At 72.3% G+C, this 25,764-nt stretch carries 22 protein-coding genes; 7 read left to right on the top strand and 15 right to left on the bottom strand.

Annotated features, from left to right (window positions below):
- The first annotated feature begins 27 nt into the window (after positions 1-27).
- Entirely contained in the window at positions 28-567 is a 540-nt protein-coding gene (locus tag ACIQ1J_RS29380; protein WP_403561517.1) for a hypothetical protein, read from the top strand.
- On the opposite strand, the gene ACIQ1J_RS29375 is transcribed toward ACIQ1J_RS29380, so the two are convergent.
- Positions 494-2,107: a carboxylesterase/lipase family protein gene (locus ACIQ1J_RS29375; protein WP_403561515.1), complete on the bottom strand. Its 1,614-nt coding sequence runs from the start codon at positions 2,105-2,107 to the stop codon at positions 494-496. The genes ACIQ1J_RS29380 and ACIQ1J_RS29375 overlap by 74 nt on opposite strands.
- 114 nt (positions 2,108-2,221) lie before the next feature.
- On the opposite strand from ACIQ1J_RS29375, the gene ACIQ1J_RS29370 reads away from it, so the two are divergent.
- Positions 2,222-2,941, top strand: a complete 720-nt coding sequence (locus ACIQ1J_RS29370) for a MerR family transcriptional regulator (RefSeq protein WP_403561513.1) — start codon at positions 2,222-2,224, stop codon at positions 2,939-2,941.
- Between the two features lie 123 nt (positions 2,942-3,064).
- Entirely contained in the window at positions 3,065-4,474 is a 1,410-nt protein-coding gene (locus tag ACIQ1J_RS29365; protein WP_403561511.1) for a condensation domain-containing protein, read from the top strand.
- A gap of 40 nt (positions 4,475-4,514) precedes the next feature.
- Here the strand turns inward: ACIQ1J_RS29365 and ccsB are convergent, their stop codons facing one another.
- The 7 genes from ccsB to hemL form a co-directional block, all read right to left on the bottom strand.
- Positions 4,515-5,654, bottom strand: a complete 1,140-nt coding sequence (gene ccsB, locus ACIQ1J_RS29360) for a c-type cytochrome biogenesis protein CcsB (RefSeq protein ID WP_403561510.1) — start codon at positions 5,652-5,654, stop codon at positions 4,515-4,517.
- Complete coding sequence (locus ACIQ1J_RS29355; RefSeq protein ID WP_403561509.1) at positions 5,651-7,483, bottom strand: cytochrome c biogenesis protein ResB; 1,833 nt, start codon at positions 7,481-7,483, stop codon at positions 5,651-5,653. Before ACIQ1J_RS29355 ends, ccsB begins: the two co-directional genes overlap by 4 nt.
- Positions 7,484-7,486: 3 nt before the next feature.
- Positions 7,487-8,257: a cytochrome c biogenesis protein CcdA gene (locus tag ACIQ1J_RS29350; RefSeq protein ID WP_310871892.1), complete on the bottom strand. Its 771-nt coding sequence runs from the start codon at positions 8,255-8,257 to the stop codon at positions 7,487-7,489.
- Between the two features lies 1 nt (position 8,258).
- Positions 8,259-8,954, bottom strand: coding sequence for a TlpA family protein disulfide reductase (locus tag ACIQ1J_RS29345; RefSeq protein WP_403561507.1), 696 nt, complete (start codon positions 8,952-8,954; stop codon positions 8,259-8,261).
- Positions 8,955-9,020: 66 nt separating this feature from the next.
- Positions 9,021-10,310, bottom strand: a complete 1,290-nt coding sequence (locus tag ACIQ1J_RS29340; protein ID WP_403561505.1) for a hypothetical protein — start codon at positions 10,308-10,310, stop codon at positions 9,021-9,023.
- 212 nt (positions 10,311-10,522) lie between these two features.
- Complete coding sequence (locus ACIQ1J_RS29335; protein ID WP_403561695.1) at positions 10,523-11,170, bottom strand: histidine phosphatase family protein; 648 nt, start codon at positions 11,168-11,170, stop codon at positions 10,523-10,525.
- A 38-nt stretch (positions 11,171-11,208) separates the two neighbouring features.
- Positions 11,209-12,525 carry a glutamate-1-semialdehyde 2,1-aminomutase gene (gene hemL / locus ACIQ1J_RS29330; protein ID WP_210958083.1) on the bottom strand — a complete coding sequence of 439 codons (1,317 nt, stop codon included), beginning with the start codon at positions 12,523-12,525 and terminating at the stop codon, positions 11,209-11,211.
- A 329-nt stretch (positions 12,526-12,854) separates the two neighbouring features.
- Here hemL and ACIQ1J_RS29325 point away from each other — a divergent pair, with 329 nt between their 5' ends.
- On the top strand, positions 12,855-13,481 hold the full coding sequence (locus ACIQ1J_RS29325; RefSeq protein WP_403561503.1) for a hypothetical protein: 627 nt from the start codon (positions 12,855-12,857) through the stop codon (positions 13,479-13,481).
- 211 nt (positions 13,482-13,692) lie between these two features.
- A complete protein-coding gene (locus tag ACIQ1J_RS29320) occupies positions 13,693-13,890 on the top strand; it encodes a hypothetical protein (RefSeq protein WP_403561501.1) in 198 nt (65 codons plus the stop codon).
- A gap of 77 nt (positions 13,891-13,967) precedes the next feature.
- On the opposite strand, the gene ACIQ1J_RS29315 is transcribed toward ACIQ1J_RS29320, so the two are convergent.
- Genes ACIQ1J_RS29315 through ACIQ1J_RS29305 form a run of 3 tightly spaced genes read right to left on the bottom strand, consistent with a single transcriptional unit; the run spans position 13,968 to position 16,831 of the window.
- Positions 13,968-15,236 (bottom strand): MFS transporter, encoded by a 1,269-nt coding sequence (locus tag ACIQ1J_RS29315; RefSeq protein WP_403561499.1) that lies wholly within the window; start codon positions 15,234-15,236, stop codon positions 13,968-13,970.
- Positions 15,233-16,630: an NAD(P)-binding domain-containing protein gene (locus ACIQ1J_RS29310; RefSeq protein WP_403561497.1), complete on the bottom strand. Its 1,398-nt coding sequence runs from the start codon at positions 16,628-16,630 to the stop codon at positions 15,233-15,235. Before ACIQ1J_RS29310 ends, ACIQ1J_RS29315 begins: the two co-directional genes overlap by 4 nt.
- 30 nt (positions 16,631-16,660) lie before the next feature.
- A complete protein-coding gene (locus ACIQ1J_RS29305) occupies positions 16,661-16,831 on the bottom strand; it encodes a hypothetical protein (protein ID WP_403561495.1) in 171 nt (56 codons plus the stop codon).
- Between the two features lie 84 nt (positions 16,832-16,915).
- On the opposite strand from ACIQ1J_RS29305, the gene ACIQ1J_RS29300 reads away from it, so the two are divergent.
- The gene (locus ACIQ1J_RS29300) at positions 16,916-17,281 is read left to right on the top strand and encodes an ArsR/SmtB family transcription factor (protein WP_403561493.1); all 366 of its coding nucleotides are present in this window, start codon (positions 16,916-16,918) and stop codon (positions 17,279-17,281) included.
- A 168-nt stretch (positions 17,282-17,449) separates the two neighbouring features.
- Here the strand turns inward: ACIQ1J_RS29300 and ACIQ1J_RS29295 are convergent, their stop codons facing one another.
- Genes ACIQ1J_RS29295 through ACIQ1J_RS29285 form a run of 3 tightly spaced genes read right to left on the bottom strand, consistent with a single transcriptional unit; the run spans position 17,450 to position 19,946 of the window.
- Complete coding sequence (locus ACIQ1J_RS29295; protein WP_403561491.1) at positions 17,450-18,535, bottom strand: ArsO family NAD(P)H-dependent flavin-containing monooxygenase; 1,086 nt, start codon at positions 18,533-18,535, stop codon at positions 17,450-17,452.
- Positions 18,532-19,641, bottom strand: coding sequence for an ACR3 family arsenite efflux transporter (gene arsB / locus ACIQ1J_RS29290; protein ID WP_403561489.1), 1,110 nt, complete (start codon positions 19,639-19,641; stop codon positions 18,532-18,534). The genes ACIQ1J_RS29295 and arsB overlap by 4 nt, the downstream gene beginning before the upstream one ends.
- Positions 19,638-19,946, bottom strand: coding sequence for an ArsR/SmtB family transcription factor (locus tag ACIQ1J_RS29285; protein ID WP_403561487.1), 309 nt, complete (start codon positions 19,944-19,946; stop codon positions 19,638-19,640). The genes arsB and ACIQ1J_RS29285 overlap by 4 nt, the downstream gene beginning before the upstream one ends.
- 95 nt (positions 19,947-20,041) lie before the next feature.
- Here ACIQ1J_RS29285 and ACIQ1J_RS29280 point away from each other — a divergent pair, with 95 nt between their 5' ends.
- A complete protein-coding gene (locus ACIQ1J_RS29280; RefSeq protein ID WP_403561485.1) occupies positions 20,042-20,455 on the top strand; it encodes an arsenate reductase ArsC in 414 nt (137 codons plus the stop codon).
- Positions 20,456-20,573: 118 nt separating this feature from the next.
- Here the strand turns inward: ACIQ1J_RS29280 and ACIQ1J_RS29275 are convergent, their stop codons facing one another.
- A complete protein-coding gene (locus tag ACIQ1J_RS29275; protein ID WP_403561483.1) occupies positions 20,574-25,712 on the bottom strand; it encodes a DNA repair ATPase in 5,139 nt (1,712 codons plus the stop codon).
- Between the last annotated feature and the right edge of the window lie 52 nt (positions 25,713-25,764).

Raw genomic sequence — 25,764 nt, 5'->3', positions numbered from 1 at the left:
TACACCCACAGTCACGGAGGTTGCACGATGGATCGTGAGGGACGACTGAGCGCCGCGGTGCGCGCGGCCAACGACCGGTCGTTCACGGACGCGTTGACGGCGCGGGCGCTGATCGCCCTGCCGCCGCCGCCCGAACCGGTGGCCGGCTGCGCCACCTGCACGCAGCTGGCCGTACTGCGCGCGCACGCCCGCGCCGTCGGCGACGGCAGCGCCGAGACCGACGCCGACGTGCTGCTGGCCCGGCACCGGCGACAGGGGCACGAGCGGACGCGCCGCGTCTTCCGGTACGTACCGTTCGTGATCGCGCAGGACCCGTCGGCGCAGCCCGAGTACGAGGCGCGCTGCGTGTCGGGCGACGAGGCCGACTGCGGCGCCTCCTCCGGGCCGTGTCCGGGCCCGGAGGAGGTGGAGGAGTGGCAGCGCGGGCACACGCAGGAGACCCGGCACCTGCGCTACCGGCGCCTCTTCGCGGACTACGCCGTGCTGGAGCCGGTCATGGGCCGGCCGGGCTCCCCTGGAGCCACAGGTCGCACTTGTGGTCCTGGGGGAAGGTCGTCGACTGCGTGATGGCGTCCGGGGCGAGCACCTGCACCTTCGGGTACTGGCTCCAGCGCGGGGCGTGCGCCGCGTACGGGACGCCGGTGTGCGCGAAGTTGGTCCAGTAGCCGATCATCTTCGCCGCGAGGGCGTTCTGGGCGGGGGTGCCCGAGACGCCGCCGAAGACGTACCGGATCTCGGAGCCGTGCGGGGCGCCGAGGGGGAAGCTGATCGGCAGGTTCAGGTAGTCCACGGCCTGGCGGTCGGCGAACTCGTACTGGTAGGAGCGGGTGTGGTCGGCCATCAGCTCCGCGGTGCGGGACTGGAGGCAGGCGAACTGGGAGTCGGTGAAGACCGCCCCCAGGGCCTCGGCGGGGGTGCCGTACTCGGACAGCGGGTAGCGGGCGAGGATCGCGTCGGACCGGTCGCCGTAGAGGGCGCGGACGGCCACCGGGTATCCGGCGGCGGTGAGCCGGCGGCCGGCCAGGTCGTACGTGGTCGCCACGGTGAGGCGGCCCTCGTCGGCGGTGGTGCCCTGGAGGACGGGAACGCGGTGGAAGCGCCCCTTCTCCAGCGCGTCCGGGATCTGGAGCGGCAGTACGCGGCCGTCGACGTTGGGGACCCAGCGGGCGCCGGGGTTCATTGCGGCGGTGAGCAGTTCACCGGCCGGTTCGGCGCGCAGGCAGGCCACGTCCGCGCAGCCCAGGGAGTCGGCCCAGGAGGCACCGGTGCGCTGCTGCGACTCCTGGGTGGGCAGGGGGAAGCCGCAGCCCGACTGGGCGATGGCACGGTCGTACAGGCCGAGCGTGCGGGGTGACACGAGGTGCTGGCAGACGCTGCCGCCGCCCGCCGACTCGCCGAAGATCGTCACGTTGCCCGGGTCGCCGCCGAACCCGGCGATGTTCTGCCGCACCCAGTGCAGTGCCGCCTGCTGGTCGAGCAGGCCGTAGTTGCCGGAGACGCCTTCCGGCGACTCACCCGCCAGGTCCGGGTGGGCGAGGTAGCCGAAGGCGCCGAGGCGGTAGTTGAGGGTGACGACGACCACGTCGCCGCGGGCGGCCAGTTCACCGCCGTCGTAGAAGGTCCCGGAGCCGATGGTGAAGCCGCCGCCGTGGATCCAGACCATCACCGGCTTCTCGCGCGAGGAGCGCTCGGCGGGGGTGTGGACGTTGAGGTAGAGGCAGTCCTCACTGGGGGTGCCGGGTCCGGCCAGGTCGCCCCAGGGGGTGGACGAGTCCGCCTGCATGCAGGGGTTGCCGGGGGCCGTGGCGTCGCGGACGCCCGTCCAGCGCGCGGGCGGGGCGGGCGGCCTCCAGCGCCTGTCTCCGACCGGCGGCGCGGCGTAGGGGATGCCGAGGTAGGCGTTCGCGGACTCGCCCGTCTCGCCCCGCACCTGCCCGTACCGGGTGGTGACGGTCGTACCGTCCGCCGCCGTGGCGGCGGGTGCGGCGACCGGACCGGCCGCCGACAGCAGGAGCGCGCCGGCCAGCGCCCCGCGCAGGCGGCGCCTCCACGGCGACGGGCCTCGCGTCGTCCTTCCTGCCTTGCGTCTCGTGAGCGGAGCGGACATCGGCACCTCCGGGTACGGGTCGGGTGGCACGGTCACCGCAGTGTCGGCGGCCCGGCTCCTTCTCCGCATCGCGTAAATCACCAGTCACGCCCACGGCCCCCTACCCTCGACGCGATGACGAACGACCGCCGGCTGCGCACCGTCGACCTCGCCCGCCTCGCCGGTCTCTCGACCCAGCAGATCCGCAACTACGAGGTCGCCGGCGTGCTTCCCCCGGCCGGGCGGACCGAGGCCGGATACCGGGTCTTCGGCGAGGCGCACCGGCTCGCGCTGCTGACGTACGGGGATCTGCGGAAGGGGTACGGGCCGGTGACCGCGACGCGGGTCATGCGGGCCGTGCACGAGGGAGACGTCCCCGGCGCACTCGCCCTCGTGGACGCCGCGCACGCCGCCCTGCACGAGGAGCGGGTCTCGCTGCGGGCCGCGAGTGAGGCGCTGGAGGCGCCGGCCGGTGCGGAACCCGCGGCGCCGTCCCGTTCCGGTGGCGGCCTGCGCATCGGTGAAGTGGCCGCGCTGACCGGCGTACGGACGTCCGCGCTGCGGGTGTGGGAGGCGGCGGGGCTGCTCGCGCCCGGGCGGGAGCGGGGCACGAAGTACCGCGTGTACGGGCCCGCCGACGTGCGCGACGCGCGGGTCGTGCGCGCCCTGCGCCGCAGCCACTACCTGTTCGACCAGATCAGGCCCGTCCTGGAGGGGCTGCGGCGGGAGGGGAGCAGCGAGGCGCTGCGGGAGGCGGTCGCGGCGCGCGGGCACTGGCTCACCGCGCGGACCCGGGCGATGCTGGCGGGCGCGGGTGCACTCCACGCCTACCTGGAGGAAACGGCGGCCCGGTAGCGGGGGCGTACCGCCGTTCGAGGGGCCATCCGTTCCGTTGAACCGTGCCGACACACCATGTGCGCGGTCGCGGGCTCGGCATTCCCTTGGTCGGGTCTGTACATCTGCGAACGGAGACCCCTCGTGCGACTGACCGACATCCACCGCTGCGAGATCCGGCCCGGGCGCCTCGTCGAGTGGACGCTCAGTCCGGCGACCGTCGAGGTCGCGGCGGCGCTGCCCGAGGACGCGCGGCCACCGGCGTACATCCAGGAGTCGCACATCCGGACGGCCCGGTCGGTCCGCGACGACGGCCTGTTCGTGCCGACCTGGCTCGGCACGGCCTTCGACATCCCGGGCCCGGTCGACCTGGACGCGCTCCAGGAGGCGCTGCGCGCCTGGACGCTGCGGCACGAAACGCTGCGCAGCGGCTTCCGCTGGAGCGGCGGGACCGGGGACGCGATGCGCCGGTTCACGCTGGCGGCGGACGCCGTGTCCCTGCACCGCGAGGACGTCGGCGACTTCCCCGACGCGACCGAACTGGCCCGCCACCTCCGGGACCGCTTCGACGGCGTCGCGGACGCGCTGCGCTGGCCCAACCTCATCTACACGGCCGTCGTCCGCGACGACGGCGTCAGCGTGTACATGGCGTTCGACCACAGCAACGTCGACGCCTACTCCATCTACCGCATCCCCGCCGAGATCCACGAGTTGTACGCGGCGGGCGTCGAGGGCCGGACCGTGCCGCACCCGCGGGTCGGCAGCTACGTCGACTTCTGCGAGGCCGAGCGGGCGGACGCGGACCGGATCGACGGCGGCCACGACGTCGTGTCCCGCTGGCGGGAGTTCATCCGGCGGTGCGACGGGCGGCTGCCGTCCTTCCCCCTGGACCTGGGCGTGGAGCCCGGCGGGACGCTGCCCGAGCAGAAGCTGCTGCGCGAGCCGCTGGTGGACGCGGCCGACGCCGCCGCGTTCGAGGCGTACTGCCGTCCCTACGGCGGCAGTCTGGTCGGTGTCCTGGCCGCCACCGCGCTGGTGGTCCACGAGATCGGCGGGGAGCCCGTCTACCGCACCGTCGTGCCGTTCCACACCAGGTCGCGGTCCCAGTGGTCGGAGTCGGTGGGCTGGTACGTGGGCGGCGCGCCGATCGAGGTCCCCGCGTCGCGCGCCCAGGACTTCCCGAGCGCCCTGCGCACCGTCCGCGCCGAACTACAGGCCAACCGACGGCTGTCCCGCATGCCGATCGACCGGGTGCTGCGCCTGCTCGGCACGGACTTCCGCCCCACCTCCCCCGACCTGTACTCGATCGTGTCGTACGTCGACGCCCGCGACGTCCCGGGCGCCGGGCGCTGGCCGGACCTGTCGGCGTACGCCCTGCTGCGGGTGTCGTACGGCGACCAGGTGTGCGCGTGGGTCACCCGCCTCCCGGAAGGCCTGTGGTTCGCCGCCCGGTACCCGGACACCGACGTCGCGCACAAGAACCTGAGCCTTTACGTGGAGCGGCTGCGGGACGTCGTCACGAACGTCGCCCGCGGCGGAGTGAACCAGCCGTAGGCGAGCCGCCTGGGTGAGCCGCCTGGGTGAGCCGTCCGGTTCAGAAACCGACGGACTGGAGGGCGCCCAGGCCCACGTCCGCGTAGGAGTGCTTGCCGGAGACGAAGATGTTGACGCCGTAGTAGTTGAACAGCCAGCAGCCGAAGGCGGCCAGTGCCAGGTAGGCGGCCTTGCGGCCCTTCCAGCCTGCGGTGGCGCGGGCGTGCAGGTAGCAGGCGTAGGCGACCCAGGTGATGAAGGACCAGACCTCCTTGGGGTCCCAGCCCCAGTAGCGGCCCCAGGCGTCGCCCGCCCAGATCGCGCCCGCGATGATCGTGAACGTCCACAGCGGGAAGACGGCGGCGTTGACGCGGTAGGAGAACTTGTCGAGGGAGGCGGCGGCGGGCAGCCGGTCCAGGACGGAGCTGGCGAAGCGGCCGGGCTCGCCGCCGTTCGCGAGCTTGTTCTCGAAGCTGTCCTTGAAGAGGTACAGGATCGTGCCGACCGCGCCGACGTAGAAGACCGCGCCGCAGAAGATCGCCGTGGAGACGTGGATGTACAGCCAGTACGAGTGCAGGGCCGGGACCAGCTGGTCGCTGGCGGTGTAGAGGACCGTCACCGCGAGACCGAGGTCGAGCAGGACGGTGGTGGTCAGCGGCAGGCCCAGCCAGCGGACGTTCTTCCTCATGGCGAGCAGTACGAGGTACACGCCGGCCGCGACCGTCGTGAACGTGATGTTGAACTCGTACATGTTGCCCCACGGCGCCCGCTTCACCGACAGGGCGCGGGTGAGCACGCCGCCCGCCTCGATGGCGAAGGCGAGCACGGTGAGCGAGATGGCGATACGGCCGTAGAGGTCGCCCTTCTCGGTGCCGCCGTGCGCACCGGGCCCGTCGGGCACGTCCCGGGCGCCGGCCGCGGCGCGGACGACGACCTTCGGCCGCTCCAGCACGGCGGTGCCGCCGGCCTTCTGCACGGTGACTGCCGGGGCGCCCTTCGCGTCCGCCTTCCCCTCGCCGGCCGCGGTGAGCGCGGCGGCGGTGCGGCCGACCTTGCTGCGGCTGCCGAAGAGCCACTCGGCGATGTGGGCGAAGAACGCGAGGGTGTAGACCGCCATCGAGGAGTAGATCAGCGTGTTGCTGAGGTTCGCTAGGTCCTCGTTGGCCGCGGCGGCCAGTTGGGTTGCGGTGGCGAGAGTCATTTCTCGGCCCCTTCGGCAGGTACGACGTGGGTGTCGGGGGAATCGGGGGTGTCGTCGTCGTTCTTCGGTGCGCCGGGCGCGTCGGCGGTGTCCGGTGCGCCGGGCGCCTGCTCGTACAGGATCGCGGCGAGGTCGCCGAGCTCCTCGGGGACCTTCGCGGACTCGCTGCGCCCGAGGCCGGCCATCTCGACGACCGTGACGCCGTCGGCGCCCTTGACTGCCCGGACCCAGACGCGGCGGCGCTGGATGAACAGGGAGCCGGCGAGGCCGAAGATGGCGGCGACCGCGCCGGCGAGCGCCCAGCCGCTGGCGGGCTGCTGGGTGACCTGGAAGCCGGCCCACTCCTGGACGCCGTCGAAGGTGACCGTGCCGGCACCGTTCGGGAGCGTCATGGTCTCGCCGATCTTGAGCTGCTTCTTGAACAGCTCGCCGTCGGAGTCCTTGAACTCCTCCAGGTTCTTCTTGTCGAGCTGGTAGATGCTCTTCGCGAAGCCCGCGTCGACACCGAGGTCGCCGTGGTAGGCGGAGAGCGCCAGCATCGGGTTGGTCAGCGCGGGGAAGGCCGACAGCATCGTGCTGCCCTCGCCGCCGTAGGTGGGCAGGAAGAAGGCGTTGAAGCCGAGCTGTTCCTTCTCGCCCTCGGCGTTGCGGTAGCCGTCCCTGACCATGACGGCACCGGAGGAGGTGACGTTGGAGTCCAGCGGCAGCAGGGCGGTCGCCTCCTTGTCCATGACGACGTTGCCCTTGGCGTCCCTGATGGTGAGGACGGGCGCGTAGCCGTGGCTGACGAGGTAGACCTTGGAGCCGTCGATCTCCAGCGGCTCGTTGACCTCGATGGTGGTCGCCTTCTCCTCGCCGTAGGCGCCTTCGCTGTAGTCGACCTCGGCCTCGTAGACGCGCGGGGTGCCCCGGTTGGGGCCGGTCGCCTCGTAGGTGCCGCGGAAGTTCTTCAGGGAGAAGCTGAAGGGGGCGAGGTCGTGGTCCGGGTCGAAGAGGTTGCCGGACTTGAAGTCGTCGTACTGGGTGAGGGTGTTGGAGAAGCCGTCGCCCTCCAGGATCAGCTTGTTGCCCTCGTACTTGAACAACTGGCCCCAGCCGAAGGCGATCAGCATCACGATCAGCGCGATGTGGAAGGCCAGGTTGCCCACCTCGCGCGCGTAGCCCTTCTCGGCGGCGACGGCGTCACCGACGGCGTGGGCGCGGAAGCGGCGCTTCTTCAGCAGCGTGAGCGCGGCCTCGCGGACCTGCTCGGGTTCGGCCCCGGTGCGCCAGGTGGTGTACGCCGGGAGCCGGGTCAGGCGCCGGGGGGCGCCGGGCGGGCGGCCGCGGAGCTGGCCGACGAACTGCCAGGTGCGCGGGACGATGCAGCCGATGAGGGAGACGAACAGCAGGATGTAGATCGCGGAGAACCACACCGAGCTGTAGACGTGGAAGAGGCCGAGCGCGTCGTAGAGGGGCCCGAGGATGTCGTGCTTCTCGCGGAAGTCCTCGACCTTCAGGGCGTCGACGCCCTCCTGCGGGATCAGCGAGCCCGGGATCGCGCCCAGCGACAGCAGCAGGAGCAGCAGCAGCGCCACCCGCATCGAGGTGAGCTGCCGCCAGAACCAGCGGGCCCAGCCGATGACCCCGAGGGCGGGGAGGCCCGGCGCCTCCTCCTTGGGGGCGGTGGAGAGCTGGGAGCCGGCGTCGCCGAGTTCCTGCTCCTCGCCCGCCGTGGGGACGTCCTCCGGGGTGCCCTTCGGGGTGCCCTTCGGGGCGTCCGTCGGGGCGTCCGTCGGGGCGTCCGTCGGGGCGTCCGTCGGGGTCTTGCCCGTGGTGGTCTTGCTCATCGGTCAGATCCCTACAGTGAAGCCGTTGGACCAGGTCTGCATGTCCTGCACGATGCTGTCCCACACGCCGGTGAGGAGCAGCAGCCCGGTCGCGATCATCATGATGCCGCCGACCCGCATCACCCAGACATAGTGGCGCTTGATCCAGCCGAAGGCGCCGAGCGCCTTGCGGAAGGCGACCGCGGCGAGCACGAAGGGCAGGCCGAGGCCGACGCAGTAGGCGACGGTCAGTATGGCGCCGCGGCCGGCGGTGCCCTGGTCGGCGGAGAGCGCCAGGACGGACGCGAGGGTCGGGCCGATGCAGGGCGTCCAGCCGATGCCGAACAGCGCGCCCAGCACGGGGGCGCCGATCAGGCCGTTCACGGGCTTCTTGTGGAAGCGGAACTCGCGCTGGGTGAGCCAGGGCATCAGGCCCATGAAGAAGACGCCCATGAGGATCATGAAGACGCCCAGCACCTTGGTCAGGACGCCCTGGCTCTCCTGGAGCGTCTGGCCGAAGTAGCCGAACAGCGCACCGCTGGAGACGAAGACGGCGGTGAAGCCGAGGACGAAGAGCGACGCGCCCGCGACCATCCGGCCGCGCCGGGACTCGGCCAGATCGGTGCCGGTGACCCCGGTCACGTAGGAGAGGTAGCCGGGGACGAGGGGCAGGACGCAGGGCGAGAAGAAGGAGACGAGGCCGCCGAGCAACGCGATGGGCAGGGCCACCAGCAGGGCGCCGTTGAGCACGGTGCCGTTGGTGCCCGCCACGGCGAGCGTGGACAGTGCGCTCACGTCACTTTCCCGACTCGCCGGACTTCGCGGACTCGGCGGACTTCGCGGATTCGGCGGAGCCGTCGGACCCGTCCTCGAGGAACGGCTCCAGCATCTTGCGGAGCTTCTCCTCGCTCAGTGCCTGGAGGGTGCGCGCGGCGACCTTGCCCTCCCGGTCGATGATGAGCGTGGAGGGGATGGCCTGCGGGTTGAGCGTGCCCTTCTCGAAGCGGAGCATCAGCTTGCCGGCCGGGTCGTACAGGCTCGGGTAGCTGACCCCGAACTCCTTCTCGAAGGCGCGGGCCGGGCCGGTGGACGTGTCGCGGGTGTTGATGCCGACGAACTGGACACCCCGGTCCTTGACGTCCTGGTAGACCTTCTCGAAGTTCTTGGCCTCGGCACGGCAGGGCGGGCACCAGGAGCCCCACACGTTGAGCACGACGACCTTGCCCTTGTAGTCGTCGACGTCCACGTGTCCCCCGTCGACGGTCTCGCCGGACAGGTCGGGGGCGTCGGCCCGCTCACCCGCATCCACGGTGGAGATGCCGTCCGCGCCGGTGACGAAGCCGGTGTTGCCTCCGCCGCCCGAGGTGCCGCCGGAGCCGCAGGCGGTGGCGAGCAGCGCGACCGCGGCGGCGCCGGTGGTCAGGGCGACGCGGCGACGGGCGCGGGCGGCGGTGCGGTTCGAGCGCAGGGGGGCGCGGCTGGCGGCACTCATGTGAAAAGTTTCGCATGTCCGTTCCGGGGATCTTGCGCACCCCCCTCACGGGCGGAAACCCGCATTTCAGGCGGCGTTTCCGGAGGAAACCGGTGCCTCCTTCAGGAAGGTCTTCCAGCCGCCGGCCGGCTGCTGCCCGACCTCGACGGTGCGGAGCCTGGCCAGCACTTCCGGCTTCTGCACGTCCAGCCAGTCGGTGAACTGGCGGAAGGAGACGAGCCGGATGTCCTCGCCCTTCTCCTTCTCGCGCGCGATGTGCTTGAGCGCGTTCTCGACGGCGTCCATGTAGATGCCGCCGTTCCACTCCTCGAAGTGGTTGCCGATGAAGAAGGGCGCCCGGTTCGACTCGTACGCCCGCTTGAAGCCCGATATGTACGAGTTCGTGGCCTGCTCGCGCCAGCCGGGGTAGTGGTGTGCGGGCGCCTTCGTCGAGTTGACCGACTGGTTGGCGAGGATGTTGTAGTCCATCGAGAGGACCTCGAAGGAGTGTCCGGGGAAAGGTATCTGCTGCAACGGCAGGTCCCAGATCCCGTCCTTCTTCGCCGGCCACACCTGACGGCCGCCGGGCGAGGAGGCGTCGTAGCGCCAGCCGAGCTCGCGGGCGGTGGGCAGCAGCTTGTCCTGGCCGAGCAGACAGGGCGTGCGGCCGCCGACGAGTTCCTTGTCGTAGTCGAAGGGCAGGGACGGCAGGTCGGTCCAGCCGGTGTTGGTCCGCCACTCCTTCACGAAGGACCTCGCCTGGTCGATCTCGCTGCGCCAGTGCGCCGGCGTCCAGTTCCCGACCGAGCCGCTGCCGCCGCAGAAGTGCCCGTTGAAGTGGGTGCCGATCTCGTGCCCGTCCAGCCAGGCCCGGCGGACGCCCGCGAGCGTGTCCTTGATGTGGGCGTCGGTGAGGTAGCCGATGTCGGAGGCGCCGCGCGGGTTGTTCGGCGGCTCGTAGAGGCGCTTCTTCGACTCGGGCAGCAGATACAGGCCCGAGAGGAAGAAGGTCATGTGCGCGCCGTACTCCCGGGCGAGGTCGAGGAAGCGCGGGAAGAGCCCGTTGCCGACCTCCCCCGCCCCGTCCCAGGAGAAGACGACGAACTGCGGCGGAGTCTGGCCGGGCTCCAGCGGTACGGGCGCGTCCGGCTGGTGCGGCTGCTTGCCGGTGTACGACGTGGAGCCGTCACCGATGGGCCGGGCCGGCGCCTTGCTGCTGCCGGAAGGCGAGGGCTTCCCGGAACCGTCGGCCCGGTGCGAGCCGTCCGACGCCGTGTGGGAGCCGGTACCGCAGCCCGCGAGCCCGACCGCGGCCGCGGCGCCCGCGCCGAGTCCGAGCATTCCCCTGCGGGTGAGAGTGCGGGTGGAAGTGCGCATCGCAACCTCGTTCGTCACGTCCTCTGGTGGTCACCCAGTCAGAGGACGTGACGAACGTGCGGGTTCCGGATATTTGTGCGGATTTCGTAACGGGCGTCACGTACGGGCAGTTGCGCGGGGCGAGGCGGACCGGCCGTCAGGCCCCGTACGCCGGACCGGCCGTCGGACCCCGTACGCCGGACCGGCCGTCGGACCAGGCGTCGAACCGGCCGTCAGGCCCCGTACGCCTTGCCCTGCCCCTTCACCGGCTTGGCTCCGGCGAGGAGGTGGGCCGGGACGAGGTCACGGGCGGGCTCGGTGTAGCCGACGGACACGATCCGGTCGCCCCGGTACGTGAACGTCGTCAGGGACGCCAGCGTGCACTGCCGCTTGCGCGGGTCGTGCCACAGCCGCCGCCGTTCGACGTACGACCGCAGGGTCCAGATCGGCAGCTGGTGGCTGACGACCACGGCCTCGTGCCCGCGAGCCAGGTCCCGGGCCGCGTCCAGCGCGCCCATCATGCGCACGGCCTGGTCGACGTAGGGCTCGCCCCAGGACGGCTTGAACGGGTTGACCACGTGCTTCCAGTTGGCGGGCCGGCGCAGCGCGCCGTCGCCGATGCCGAAGGTCTTGCCCTGGAAGACGTTGTCGGCCTCGATGAGCCGGGCGTCGGTGCCGAGGTCGAGTCCGTGCGCCTTGGCGATCGGCGTCGCCGTCTCCTGCGCCCGCTCCAGCGGGGAGGCCACGACGTAGGTGACGTCGCGCGGGGCGAGGTGCTCGGCGACCCGGTCGGCCATGCGCCGGCCCAGCTCGGAGAGGTGGTAGCCGGGCAGCCGGCCGTAGAGCACGCCGGTGGGGTTCTCGACCTCGCCGTGCCGCATCACATGGACGACGGTCAGCTCCTGGTCGGTGTCGTGGCTCACGCGGTCGCCTCCGCAGCCGCACGGGCCGCCGCCGGAAGGGCGTCGGCGATGCGCTGGACGGCCCGCTCGTCGTGCGCGGTGGACACGAACCAGGACTCGAAGGAGGACGGCGGCAGGTAGACGCCGTTCTCCAGCAGCGAGTGGAAGAACGCGGTGAACCGGAAGGACTCCTGCGCCTTGGCGTCCTCGTAGTTCCGCACCTCTCCGTCGGTGAAGAAGACGGAGAACATGTTGGAGGCGGTCTGCAGCGTGTGCGCGACGCCCTCCTTGCTCAGCGCCTCGGTGACGAGCCCCTGGATCTGCTCCGACACGGCGTTGACCTTGGCGTACGCGGCGTCGTCGAGGAGCCGCAACTGGGCGAGCCCGGCGGCGGTGGCGACGGGGTTCCCGGAGAGGGTGCCGGCCTGGTAGACGGGCCCGGCCGGGGCGAGGTGCGCCATGACATCGGCACGTCCGCCGAACGCGGCGGCGGGGAACCCGCCCCCCATGACCTTCCCGAAGGTCATCAGGTCGGGGACCACGCCCTCGACGCCGTACCAGCCGGCGCGGCTGGTCCGGAATCCGGTCATGACCTCGTCGGAGACGAAGAGCGCGCCGCCCGCCGCGCACGCGTCCTTCAGCCCCTGGTTGAACCCGGGCAGCGGCGGCACGACGCCCATGTTGCCCGGCGAGGCCTCCGTGATCACGCAGGCGATCTCGCCGGGGTGGGCGGCGAAAGCGGCGTGCACGGCGTCGATGTCGTTGTACGGCAGCACGATCGTGTCGCTCGCCTGGGCGCCGGTGACGCCGGGGGTGTCGGGCAGCGCGAAGGTGGCGAGGCCGGAACCGGCGGCGGCGAGCAGCGAGTCGACGTGGCCGTGGTAACACCCGGCGAACTTGATCACCTTGGTGCGCCGCGTGAACCCCCGGGCGAGCCGGATGGCCGACATGGTGGCCTCGGTCCCGCTGGACACCAGCCGTACCTGCTCCAGCGGGGCGACCCGCTCGACCATCGCCTCCGCGAGGGCGACCTCTCCCTCGGCGGGCGTGCCGAACGACGTCCCGCGTGCGACCGCGTCCTGCACGGCGGCGATCACCTCGGGGTGGGCGTGCCCGAGGATCATCGGCCCCCAGGAGCAGACGAGGTCGACGTACTCCCGGCCGTCGGCGTCGGTGAGGTACGGCCCGGTGCCGGACACCATGAACCGGGGCGTGCCGCCCACGGCACGGAAGGCCCGCACCGGGGAGTTCACGCCGCCGGGCGTGACGGCCGCCGCGCGGTCGAACAGAGCCTGCGAGGCCGGTGCTTCGTATGGATATGCCAGTTCGCTCATGACCTGCGACTTCTCCGACCTTCTCGACCTTCTCCGACGTATCGGACTCCGCTACGGACCCTCTCGGGTCCCGCCCGACCTCTGGTTGCCCAGGGTGACCTCATTCAGGGTAGACAACCGCCCCGTCCGCCGCGTCGTCTGCCAGACTGGGGCCCGTCCGCGCAGCTCACACAGGCGGCGCGGAGAGGGGCCGCCGGCCACCCCGGGACATATGACGGACATATGTTTCACGGCACGTTTCGGCGAGCGGCCGTGGGGGAGGTCACTGACACGATGATCGGGTTGCGCGGCGGGGGCCACGCGTCCTAGAAAAGCAGTCGGGTGGAGATATGCATCGCGGTGGCGGACTGGGCGAGGGGACCGACGGCCTGGGTCCTCGACGTGCCCGGCGGGGAAAACACCGACGCGAGGCGGAGGAATCGACCGAAGCACGTCAGACTCACGACACGCCGGGTGAACCCGACCGGTTCGAGGAGCGGGCCGGCCGGCCGGGGGCGGGGAGCAGGAATGGTGGTCGGGTGGGGGTGACCTACAAGTACTTCGGCGCGCCCGACGGCGCGACCGCGGCCCGCGTCCCGATCTCGATGCGCCCGGAGGAGCTCGGCGGCGACGAGCTCGGGATGAACGGCATGTTCACCAAGATCAAGCCGGAGACCATGGCCGCCATGGTCCTCACCGGCATCGAGGGCGTCCCCCTGCACAAGGTCCCGCCCCTGGAACTGGTCGTCCTGCACCCCGACTACGCGGTCGTGAAACTCCCGATGACCGTCGTCGACCCCCTGCGCGGCATCGGCGAGGAAGCGGTCGGCGCGGCAGCCTTCATCTGGTCGACGGTGCCGGACCGGGGCGGGCCCCGGGACGCGTTCAACGTGTATCAATTGCTGCACGAGTGGCAGGACTTCAGCCACCGGCTGCACGAGGCGGGACATCAGCCGTACTGCCTGGTGTGGCCCTGAGCCGGTCCGATCCGGGGCTTCGTGAGGGGCGGGCGGGGTCTTCGGGCCTCGCCCTTTTTGCGTGCCGGGGAGGGCCGTCAGGCGGCCAGGGCAGGGACTGTGAAGCTCGTTTGACAGATCCTCCGTCGGGCCGTGCCCGGGCACTCGGAGCACGTCCTCGCGGATCCCTCGCTTGCTGCCCTCACCGCCGCACTCGCCGTGGTCTCCACGGGTGGCCGAGCAGGACGGGCAGGTGGCCGACCTCATCGAGCGCGGGCGCACCATCGGGAATCGAGGAAGTACCCACCGATACCCACCGATACCCACCGATCACCGCCGGGCCGTCGGACACCTCCGGCGCATGGCGTGGACGCTCGACGAACTCCTCGAACGCCTGGTGGTCCACCAGTGCCTTGCGGAGGTGCTGTGACCTCCCCGCCCCTCCGCTCACGTACAACCCGCGGACCGTCGAGTCGAGAGACAAGAGCCTCTCCCTGGTCCCGTGCATCACCCAGAGGGACGGGGAGGACGCGGCGCCGGACGCACCTTGGCCTGGTGGGCGGTGTCAGGACTGGTCCAGGCCGCAGTGGAAGCGGCGGTCATGGAGAGGGCGGCCAGGAACACAAATAGGTGGCTGTACCCACCTAGTGGTGCGGCGAGCGCCGCTCCGGCGAAGGGGGCCATGGCGGCCGCAGTGGTTGCCGGTGCCGCGAGGAGTCCGGAGAGCCGACCGTAGTGGGTGGTGCCCCACCGGTCGGTGACGGCGGTGGCCCGGAGCAGGGTGAGATTGCCTCGGACCAGGCCGGCCGCGATGGACACGGCGACCAGCAAGGCATAGGGGCCCGGGACGGCGGCGAAAGCGGCGGTGGTGAGGCCGCCGAGAGCGATCAGGATCGTCGTGCGGGCCGTCACGGTGGTGCGACGGGCCAGTGCGGCGTACAGGGTGCGGCCGAGGGTTTGGCCGGCCCCGCCGAGTCCAAGCGCCCAGGCGGCCTGGTTGATCGTGTAGCCGCGTTCCATGAGAAGCGGGACGAGGGCCACGACGACGGCGTACATCGTGAAGGCCGACAGGGTGAAGGCCGCTGCGAGCAGCAGGAACGGTCCGCTGCGCTCGGGTCTGGACTCCCCGGTGTCCGCATGCGCTGGTGTGGGTGGGGCGTCGGGCCACGGGGCACGCAGCGCCAGAGCGTGGGCGGGGATGGTGAGGGTGGCGAGGATCGCGGCCAGTACGAGGTAGGTGTGGCGCCAGGAGAGGTGGTCGGCGAGCACGGCGGTCAGCGGTGCGAAGACGGTCGAGGCCAGGCCGCCGGCGAGGGTGACGATGGTCAGAGCCCGGATGTGGTCGGGGGCCCACCAGCGGGTGAGGGCGGCGAAGGCGGGCTGGTAGAAGGTCGCCGCCATGGCGAATCCGGCGAGTGCCCAGCCGACGAAGAAGGCGGGCAGGCTGGGAGCTGTGGCGACCACCAGCAGGCTGGTGACGCCGAGGGCCGAGCCGATCGTCATGACGGCGCGCGGGCCACGCCGGTCGAGGATGCGCCCGACACGGATTCCGGCGAGCGCGGAGACGACGAGGCCGAGCGAGAACGCCGCCGTAGTCGCTCCGGCCGTCCAGCCGGTCGCGGCGGTGATCCGGGGGTTGAGGACGGGGAAGGCGTAGTAGACGATGCCCCAGCTCACGATCTGCGTCAGGCAGAGGGCAGGGAGGGCGGCGCGGGGCCGCGACCGGTCCCCTGTTCCGGTCGCGGCCCCGCTGTCGCGGGTGTTGAGGCCGGTCACGAGCCGCAGCAGCCGCCCGCCGGTGCTTCCTCGGCAGCCGTGCCCACCGCCGCGGGCGCGACGAGCGCCACGAGCTGCGGTTCCGGGGCAGCGCAGCATCCGCCACCTTCGGTCTGCTGGGCGTCCGGGGTGTCGAACAGGCCCGCACCGCCGCAGACCCCGGTCTCAGGGAGGGTGAGTTCCACGCGGTCGGCGGACTCGGTGTCGCCGACGATGGCGGCGGCGACGGAGCGGACCTGCTCGTAGCCGGTCATGGCCAGGAAGGTGGGCGCGCGGCCGTAGGACTTCATGCCGACCAGGTAGACGCCCTGCTCGGGGTGGGACAGCTCGCGGTGACCGTGCGGGTAGACGGTGCCGCAGGAGTGCTGGTTCGGGTCGATCAGCGGGGCCAGTTCCACCGGAGCCTGAAGGCGCTCGTCCAGGCTCAGGCGCAGCTCGTCCAAGAAGGAGAGGTCGGGGCGGAAGCCGGTCAGCACGATCACCTCGTCCACCGGGTCGAGCCGATGTCCGTCCTCGCCCACCAGGACCAGGCGGCCGTCACCGTCGCGTTCGAACGCCTCGGTACGGAAGCCCGTGACCGCGTCCGCGTGCCCCTTGTCGACAGCGGCCTTCGCGGCGAGGCCGAGGGCTCCTCGGGCGGGCAGTTGGTCGGCGGTGCCGCCGCCGAAGGTGGAGCCGGAGATGCCGCGGCGCAGGATCCACACCGCGTGCGTGCCCGTACCGCCCTCGGACTCGGCCAGCTCGGCAAGGTACGCGAGCGCGGTGAAGGCGGAGGCCCCCGAGCCGATGACGGCCGTGCGCTTACCCGCGTAACGGGCGCGGACGGCCGGGTCCTTCAGATCCGGTACGCGGTAGGTGATCCGGTCGGCCGCCGCCTTCTCGCCGAGCGCGGGCAGGCCGCTGCCGCCGGCCGGGCCGGCCGTGGCCCACGTACCGGAGGCGTCGATCACGGCGCGGGCGTGGATACGCTCCCCGCGGCCGTCGGCGTACTCGACGTGCACGACGAACGGCTGCTGCTCCCGGTCGGCGTCGACGATCCGGTCGCGGCCTGCCCTGGAGACGCCGGTGACGGTGGCACCGGTGCGCACCCGGTCGCCGAGGGCGTCCGCGAGGGGCTGCAGGTATCGCTCGGTCCAGTCTCCGCCGGACGGGTACGTCGCCGGGTCGGGGCGGGTCCAGCCCGTGGGGGCGAGGAGCTTCTCGGCGGCCGGGTCGACGACCTCGCCCCAGGTGGAGAACAGGCGCACGTGGCTCCATTCACGCACGGCTGCGCCGGCACGGCTGCCCGCTTCCAGGACGAGGGGCTCGATGCCTCGCCCGACGAGGTGGGCGGCGGCCGCGAGCCCGACGGGGCCGGCTCCGATGACGACGACGGGGAGCTGCTGGGTGCTCATGATGCTCGGTCTCCTTGAGGGCGAAGGGGGTCAGCGCGCCTGTGTGAGGGTGGTCGGCTGGGTGCGCTGTCGGCGTTCGGCCGCCCGGGTGGCGCCGCCGCCGACCTGAACGCAGCTGCCGCAGAAGCTGACGCCGGCCAGGTGGCGGGCGGTGCGACGGGCTCGGGCCGCGGTGAACGCAGTACGAAGGGTGGTGGTCACGACGACTCCTTGTTTCGATGTCTGTCGATACCTGCCTACGCCTCGGAGCTTGCCACCCGTATCGACGGGTGTCAACATAGACGCATGTCGAAATCAGAGGTCGTGGAACTTCCCGTTCTGCCGGGCAGCGGCGTCGTGCCGTGCTGCCCGCCGATCACCGCCGGAGAGCTGTCCCAGGCGGACGCGGAGAAGATGGCCGCCATGTTCAAGGCGCTGTCGGACCCGGTGCGCCTGCGTCTGTTCTCCAAGATCGCCTCGCATCCGGGCGGGGAGGCGTGCGTGTGCGACATCGCGGACGTCGGCGTGTCCCAGCCGACCGTGTCCCACCATCTGAAGAAGCTGCGCGAGGCCGGCCTGCTGACGTCCGAGCGGCGTGGCACTTGGGTCTACTACCAGGTCGCGCCGTCCGTGGTGGCGGCCATGGCCGCCATGCTCGACCTGCGCGGCTGACCGCCGCCCGAGCCGGGCTGTCGGTCAGGCGCCGCAGCCGGGCGGACAGCAGCGCAGGAGGTACGCCTTGAGGGCGTCCAGACCGACCCGGTGCCGGGACAAGCGCGAGGTCATGCCCGGCAGCCTGCAACGATCACGCTGCGGCACAACATCGGGCGAAGTCACGAATCACGCCGGGTTGCCCTGTCGGTTGCGTGCACACAGCGCCGTGATGTCGCGGGCGGCGTCCCGCGCTGGGCGCCCCACCCCGATCAGCGTCGCGGACGCCGGGCCGGTCCAGTCGCCGTAACCGAGCAGATGCAGCCGCGGCTCGTCGACCGCGCGGGTGCCCTCGGTCGCGATGTACCCGCGTACGCCTCGCAGTTGGAGCGGGGCCAGATGGGACAGGGCGGGACGGAAACCGGTGCACCAGACGATCGCGTCCGCACCCGTACGGCTGCCGTCGCCCCATCGGACGCCGTCGGCAGTGAGCCCGGAGAACATCGGCTTCGCGGTCAGGAGTCCGGCGTCGCGGGCGGCACGGACGGGCGGAACGGCCACGATGTCGCCCAGCGAGGCGACGCCACCGGTGTCGCCGCGGCCGGCGTCAAGGGCGCGGCGGCGAGCGGTGGCGACGTCGAACAGGGCACGGCCGTCGATGTCGTCGGGCAGGAAGCGCGGCGGGCGCCGGGTCACCCACGTCACCTCCACCTGGCCGTTCAGGGCGAGGTCTGAGGCGATTTGAGCACCGGAGTTGCCGCCGCCGACCACGATCACGCGCCGGCCGGCGAAGGCGGCCGGGCGGCGGTAGTTCACGGTGTGGAGCTGACGTCCGGTGAAGACGCTGCGGCCCGGTACGGCGGGGAGGAAGGGGCGAGACCAGGTACCGGTCGCGCTGATGACCGCCCGGGCTCGCCAGGTGCCCGAGTCGGCCTCGACCAGGAGCCGGTCGCCGTCGCGGCGCACGGCCTCCACTCGGCTGCCGTGCTGGACGGGCAGGTCGTACCGCTTCTCGTAGTCGGTGAGGTAGTCGACCACGTGTCCGGCGTCCGGGTAGCTCTCACCGGGCCGGGCGGGCATGAGGCGGCCGGGCAAGGAGGAGTGATCCGCCGGCGAGAAGAGGTGCAGTGAGTCCCACATGTGCTGCCAGGACCCGCCCGGCGCCGCGTCGGCGTCCAGGACGACGTGGCCGAGGCCCTGGCGGCGCAGGTGGTAGCCGGCGGCGAGCCCAGCCTGGCCGCCGCCGACCACCACCACATCCGTGTGCTGCGTCATGGCGCCGTCGTCACCGCGCCGGCGGCGAACTTCCTGCGCCAGGCGAGCGCGACGTAGACCAGACCGATCAGCACCGGGACTTCGATGAGCGGGCCGACGACGCCGGACAGGGCCTGGCCGGAGGTGACGCCGAAGGTGGCGATGGCGACCGCGATGGCCAGCTCGAAGTTGTTGCCGGCCGCGGTGAACGCCAGCGTGGTGGTGCGGTCGTAGGCGAGCCCCAGGCCCTTGCCGAGCAGGAAGGTGCCGAAGAACATGACCGCGAAGTAGACGAGCAACGGCAGGGCGATCCGGGCGACGTCCAGGGGCTGGGAGGTGATGGTCTTGCCCTGCAGGGCGAAGAGGATGACGATCGTGAACAGCAGCCCGTACAGCGCCCACGGCCCGATCCTCGGCAGGAACCGCTGTTCGTAGCCCTCACGGCCCATCCTCTGCTCACCGATCCGGCGGGTCAGGAAGCCGGCCAGCAGCGGGACGCCGAGGAAGACGACCACGTTCAGGGCGATCTCCCACATCGAGATGTCCAGGTGCTCGCCGTCGCCGAGGCCCAGCCAGCCGGGCAGCAGGTCGAGGTAGAACCAGCCCAGCAGACCGAACGCCAGGACCTGGAAGACCGAGTTCAGCGCGACGAGCACGGCCGCGGCCTCCCGGTCGCCGCAGGCGAGGTCGTTCCAGATGATCACCATGGCGATGCAGCGGGCCAGTCCCACGATGATCAGGCCGGTGCGGTACTCGGGCAGGTCCGGCAGAAAGATCCATGCCAGGGCGAACATCACCGCGGGTCCGAGGATCCAGTTGATGACCAGGGAGGAGATCATCAGCTTCCGGTCGCCGGTGACGGCGTCCAGCCGGTCGTAGCGGACCTTGGCCAGGACCGGATACATCATGATCAGCAGGCCGAGCGCGATCGGCAGGGAGATACCGCCGACCTCCACCTTCGCCAGCGCGTCGTTCAGCCCTGGAACGGCCCGTCCGAGCCCGAGGCCGACGGCCATGGCGATGAGGATCCAGACCGCCAGGTAGCGGTCGAGGGTGGAGAGCTTCTTGACGATCGAGTCGTCGCCGCCCCCGGTCTGCGCGGAGGTGGTGGGCTCGGTGGAGGTCACGGGCAGGCCCTCTTGTTCTCGGCGGCGGTGCGGGCGCAGGCGGCGAGTTCGGCGAACTGCTCGGACAGGCCGGCCAGGACCTCGGGCTTGAGCTTGTAGTAGGTGTAGCGGCCGCAGGGCTCGGTCTCCACGATCCCGGCTTCGCGCAGCACTTTCATGTGGTTGGAGAGATTGGTCTGCCTGGCTCCGGTCTCCTCGACCAGGTGCGTCGTGCAGAGTGTCTCGCGCGCCAGCAAGGTCACGATCTTCAGGCGGAGCGGATCGCCCAGCACCCTCATCACATCAGGATCGACTGAAGTCAGCATGCGCTGATACTCTCACATCACCACTCGCTGATACCAGCGGGGGCTGAAGTCACTGGCGGCCGGGTTCCGCCGTGCGACGAGAGAGAACGATCACCATGGCCGACAAGCCGTCCGTCCTGTTCGTCTGCGTCCACAACGCCGGCCGCTCCCAGATGGCCGCCGCGTGGCTGACCCACCTGGCCGGCGACCGCGTCGAGGTCCGCTCCGCCGGCTCCGCCCCCGGCGACCAGGTCAACCCGGCCGCCGTCGAGGCCATGGCCGAGGTCGGCATCGACATCTCCGAGGAGACGCCGAAGATCCTCACCGTCGACGCGGTCCGCGAGTCGGACGTCTGCATCACCATGGGCTGCGGTGACACCTGCCCGGTCTTCCCCGGCAAGCGCTACCTGGACTGGGAGCTGGAGGACCCGGCCGGCCAGGGCGTCGAGGCCGTCCGCCCCATCCGCGACGAGATCAGGGCCCGCGTCGAGTCCCTCGTCGCCGAGATCGACATGAAGCGCGAGACGTGACGCCGCGGACAGCGTGTTACGCGTGAAGCCCTGCCGGGCTCCCTGCCAGTCCCCTGGCAGGCCCCTGGCCACGCGCGACACTCAGAGCCTTCGGCCCCGGAACAGGAGCGCGGTCGGCTCACTGAGCACACGGCCCGTTCGGCGGGGCGCCGGCCTGGGGCTCCTCCGCCGCCGCGTGCCTGGCGTGCGCGCCGGTCGGACGGTGCGGCGGCCCGGCGGCGCGGTCGATCGCCGTCCCGACGGCGGCGATCCGGTCGGCGAGGAGACCGAGGGCGGCCACGGCGCGGGCCGACTGGTCGTCCTCCGGGCCACCGGGGGCCCGGCCGCGGACGTAGGCGGCCCGTACCTCGGCCCAGCGAGCCGACTGTCCGCCGGTGAGTGTGGAGCGCAGTTCCGCGAGCTTCAGCAGGTTCTCCTCCGCTCCCGCGGTGAGGGTCTGGGCCTCGGCCCGGTAGTGGTCCTCGATCAGTGCGGAGAGTTCGGCGCTGTTCATGACCGGCTGGATCCGCTGGGCGATCTTGCGCATGTTGCGGTACGAGCCCTGGAGCCGGAAGGGCGGTTCGGTGCGGGCGGCGTCCGTCCGGGCCGCGGAGGCGATGTAGGCGGCGTTCACGGCGAGGACCGTCTCGCGGGCGGTGAGCAGGTGGCGCAGGACGGAGAGGACTCGTTCCAGTTCCGCCGGAGCGTAGGGATGGGTGAGCCGGTCCGTCCGGGCCGACGGGTCGCCCTCGGCGAGGCGGAGCAGCAGGTCGAGGTCGGCGCGGTCGCGGCCGGCGAGCGGGGCGAGGACCGGGTTGGCGGTGAGGGCGTTCTCGGCGAAGCTCAGCGCGAAGGCGTCCTGCTTGCCGGTGAGTACGTCGCCCAGGTTCCAGACGTCGGCGCGGTTGGCGAGCATGTCGGGGACCTGGAAGCGGCCGCCGGACTCGGTGTAGGGGTTGCCGGCCATGCACACGGCGAAGCGCTTCCCGCGCAGGTCGTAGGTGTGGGGCTCGCCGTCCCGTACGCCGTCGATGCGGCGGGTGGCGTCGCACAGCGGGATGAACTTCTGGAGCAGTTCGGGCGAGGTGTGCTGGATGTCGTCGAGGTGCAGGAGGGTGTTGCTGCCCGCGCCCAGCGCGAAGTTGATCTTTTCGACCTCCTGGCGTGCGGTGGCGTTGGGGGCCTCGGCCGGGTCGAGCGAGGTGACGGCGTGCCCGAGCGCCGGGCCGCTGATCTTCACCAGCATGAGGCCGAGGCGGTCGGCGACGTACTCCATGAGCGTCGTCTTGCCGTAGCCGGGCGGGGAGACCAGCAGGAGCAGTCCGCCGGTGCCGGTGCGGTGTGCGGGGTCCGTGGTGCCGAGCTGTTTGGCGAGGCTGTCGCCGATCAGCGGGAGGTACACCTCGTCGATGAGCCGGTTGCGGACGAAGTCCGACAGCACGCGTGGGCGGTACTCGTCCAGGCGCAGCCGGGCCCGCTCGGCGGCCACCAGGGCGCCGCGGCGCCGCTGGTAGGCACGGTGGCCGGGCACGTCGTGGGCGCGGAAGGCGCGGGTGCGGGCGAGGAGTTCGTCGACCCGGACCGTGAGGGTACGGCCGGTGACTCGCGGGTGGGTGCCGAGCAGGCCCCGCACGGTCTCCGTCAGCGGGGCGTCGCACGCGTAGCGGGGCAGGTCCGGGCAGAGTTCGGCGGCCACCGCCTCCGCCAGGTCGCCGGGCGTGGTGTCCGTGCCGGTGGACGTGGTGTACGCGGTGAGCCACGCCTCGACGAGCTGGCGGCGCGCGGCGGGGTGGGCGAGGGCGGTGAGGTCGTCGTCGTAGGCCGGACCGCCCACCGTGCGGCGGAACTTCTCCAGCAGGGTGCGGGTGGCGGCACCGAGGACGAAGCCGGCGGGGCCGGTGGTCAGCTCCTCGAAGAGGTACGCGGCGCCGGCCTCCGCGTGCTCCCCGCCGATGGCCCGCGCCAGTTCTCCGCGCAGGTCGGCGATGGCGGGCGCGAGCCCGAAGGTGTCCCGGGCACGGGCCAGGGAGACCGCGCGCCGCTGCCAGTCGCCTCGCGCCCGGTCCGTCGTGCCGTGTGCCCAGAACAGCTGGGCGGCGGCGCGGGCGGCGGGCTCGTGGCACAGCGGGCCGGCGGCCTCGTGCAGGCGCAGCAGGGCGGTCAGGATCAGGGTGGCGTCGTGGTCGTGGACGCCGCGCTCGTAGCCCTCGTCGTACGACTCCTCCGCCGCGTCCCGTACCAGGGCGGCCAGGTCGTCGGTCTGGGCGAGGGCCGCCGGGCCGTGCGCGTCGAGGAGGCGGGCGGCGAGGTGTTCGGCACGGTAGACCTCGGGTGACTCGGACGGCAGGAGCCGGTCCCAGTAGGGGCGGGTGCTGGTGAAGTCCGGGTCGGTGACCGGGAACCGGTGGTCGGTGCCGGTCACGGCGAAGGCCAGGCCGTCGCCGTCGGGGACGAGGGCGAGGTCGAGGGGCTGGGTGTTGACGGCGAAGCGGTGGCCGCCCAGGCGCAGGGTGCGGCCGTCGTCGGCGTACAGGTCAGCGCGGTCGCGCAGGGCGCGGGACGCCTCCTGGCGGGCGGCGTCGAGACGGCCGTCGAGTTCCTCGGCGCGTACCGGGTCGCCCAGTTCCCGCAGTTCGGTCGCGGTGCGGCGCACCTTGGCGGGCATCGGGTCGGAGGTGAAGAAGGTCGTCACGGCGTCCGGGTCGGCGAGCGTCGCGGCGCGGCGGACGACCGTCCGCAGGACTCGGGCCGCCGAGTCCGCCAGGCGCTCGGCGCGGCGGGCGCGGGCGTCGGCCAGGGACTGCTTGCGGGCGGAGAGCACCTCGTGGACCTCGTCGCGCTTGTCCGCGAGTTCGCCGAGGAAGTCGTCGAAGTCGGCGAACCGGGTTTCGAGGTTCTCCACCTGGACCAGCAGGCGGGCGAGTTGCTCGTCGCACGCGTCAGGGGTGTCCGCCACGGCCAGGGCACCGGTGACCGCCTGCCCGAGCAGCGCGAACTCGGCGGCGAACCCGGCACGGCCCTCCCGGTCGCGCAGGGCACGCCGGCGGGTGTCGAGAACCGCCCGGGCCCGGTTGACGCCACCGAGGGCCTCCGCGACGCGCTCCAGGACGGACGTGCGGACCGTGGCGTCGCCGATGTCGAGCCCGGCGACGACCTCGGTCACCGCGCCGAGCTGCTCCCCCAGCTCGTCGAGGCGGGCCCTAAGGGGTGCGGCCTCGGCGGCGGTGCCCATCGCCTCGGCGTCCGCGACGAGCCGTTCGACGTCCGCGTGGTGGTCGGCCAGGGCGTCCTCGCGCGCCAGGTGGGCGACGGCCCGCTGCCCGAAGGCGGCCAGGTCGGTTCCGGCGCCGGTGGCGAGCTCGTCGATGCGGGCCGTGTCCGCGTACCGCGTCTCCTTGAGGGTCAGCAGGTGCCCCCGTGCCCGGCGCAGCTCGGTCAGCCCGGCGACCCACGCGGCGGCCCCGCGTGGCGCCTCCCCGCGCAGCCGGCGTACCACCCCGGCGAGCCGCGCGGCGGCCTCGTCGAGCGCGTCGGCCGCCTGCCGGGTGAGGGCCTGTACGTTCTCGAACTCGGCGAGCACCTGCTCCGCCGTGTCGCGCAGCCGTGCCAGCGGGTCCGCCAGGTCACCGGCCTCGGGATCGCCCAGCCAGTGGTGGGCGTCGGCCGCCCGGGCGCAGGCGGCGGCCAGTTCCGCGTACACCCCGCTGGTCGGGGTGGTCTCCGTGGCGGCACGGGTCACGGCCAGGCAGTCGGCGATGCCCCGGACGAGGTCGGCGTTGCCGATACGGGCCAGCGGGCCGCTGCCGGCGGGCCGGGCGGCGTCGTACGTGTCGGACACGAACGGGGAGGACCAGCGCTGGACCGGATGCACCCGGGCCGGCTCGCCGCCCTCGGACCGCAGCAGGGTGAGCGTGCCGTCGTCGAACAGTGCCCACCCCTGGCACGACAGCGGGGCCGCGACCTTCTTGCGGATCCGGTTGTACGGCAGCAGCAGGGTGCGGCCCCGGGCGGGGGCGCGGAACGTGTACAGCACGTCCTCGCCGTTCGGCGAGAACACCTCGCGCTCGAACTCCACGCCTTGCGGGTCGAGTTCGTACGTGCGGTGATCGCCGGTGGCCAGGTAGTGGCCCCCGGGGAAGATGATCCCCTGGTCGTCGGGGAGCCGGCGGCACGCCTGTCCGATGCCGTCGAGCCGGACCACTGTCCGGGTGAGGGTGTTGAACACCAGGTACCGGTCGGTCTCCTCCTTGTAGGGGCGGACGCGCAGCAGGATCAGGGCACCCACGCGCGCGTGGGCGATCTCCGCGTCGGCGAGGGCCTGGAGCGGCTCGTCGACCGGTTCGCCGTGGATGCCCCGCGCCGTCTCGGTGTCGTTGTCCACCTTGACGGTGAGCGCGCCGCCGACGGTGGCGACGAAGACCTCGCCCCGGACGGAGACGTGCGGGTGCCGGCCGAGCACGTGGTCGCCGCGGGTCGCCTCGGTCCACGTGAAGTCGTGGGAGGGCGGCAGGACGTGGTCGCGGTCGCCGCGTGCGTCGAGGAAGGACGCCCGTCCGTCCTCGGTGAGTGCCCAGCGCAGTACGCGGATGTCGTCGGCCTTCTCACCGGTCCGGAAGACGGCGAGCAGTCTGCCCTCGACGCGGCGCAGCCGGATCAGGGTGGCCTGGCGGTAGTAGCGGTACAGCGCGCCGAACTCCCGGACGAAGGCGGGGTCGTCCAGCAGGCCCGGCACGGCGTCCTCGGGCAGCCGGCCGAGGTCCCGGTCGTGCAGCGCGAGGACGTCGCCCACGGTCGCCTCGGACTGGGTCGCGAACGCCGTGTTGTATCCGAGGAGCAGCGTCTCCCCCACGGCCACGACGTCCTGGGGCGCACAGGCCCGCTCGGTTCCCAGGCGCTCGGTGCCGGTGAGTTCCAGCCGGACCGAGCCGAACTCCTCGATTCGGCGGGCGTTGAGCGCCTCGGTCCGGCGGGCCAGTTCGGCGGCCTGTTCGGTGAGCCGGTCCCGCAGCACCTCGTAGGTTCCGGCGTCCAGCGTTCCGTGAGCGCCGGACGCCCCGGTCGGGCCGGAGCCCGGTGCGGCGTGCGGGCCGGCGGCCGGTGCCGCCTGCGGGCCGGCGGCCGGTGCCCCGGTCCGGCCGGAGCCCGGTGCGGCGTGCGGGCCGGCGGCCGGTGCCGCCTGCGGGCCGGCGGCCGGTGCCCCGGTCGGGCCGGAGCCCGGTGCCGCCTGCGGGCCGGCGGCCGGCGTCTCCTGTGTGCTGGTGTCCGCCCCGGTTGCCATGGGGTTCCTTTCCGCGGGTGGGCTCCGGAGCCGCCGTCCCCTGTGCGGCGGC

The sequence above is a fragment of the Streptomyces sp. NPDC097107 genome, from assembly GCF_044762405.1.
Classification (GTDB): Bacteria; Actinomycetota; Actinomycetes; order Streptomycetales; family Streptomycetaceae; genus Streptomyces; species Streptomyces thinghirensis.
The sequence above is the reverse complement of the archived record's forward strand: the minus strand, read 5'-3'. Positions and strand labels throughout refer to the sequence as shown.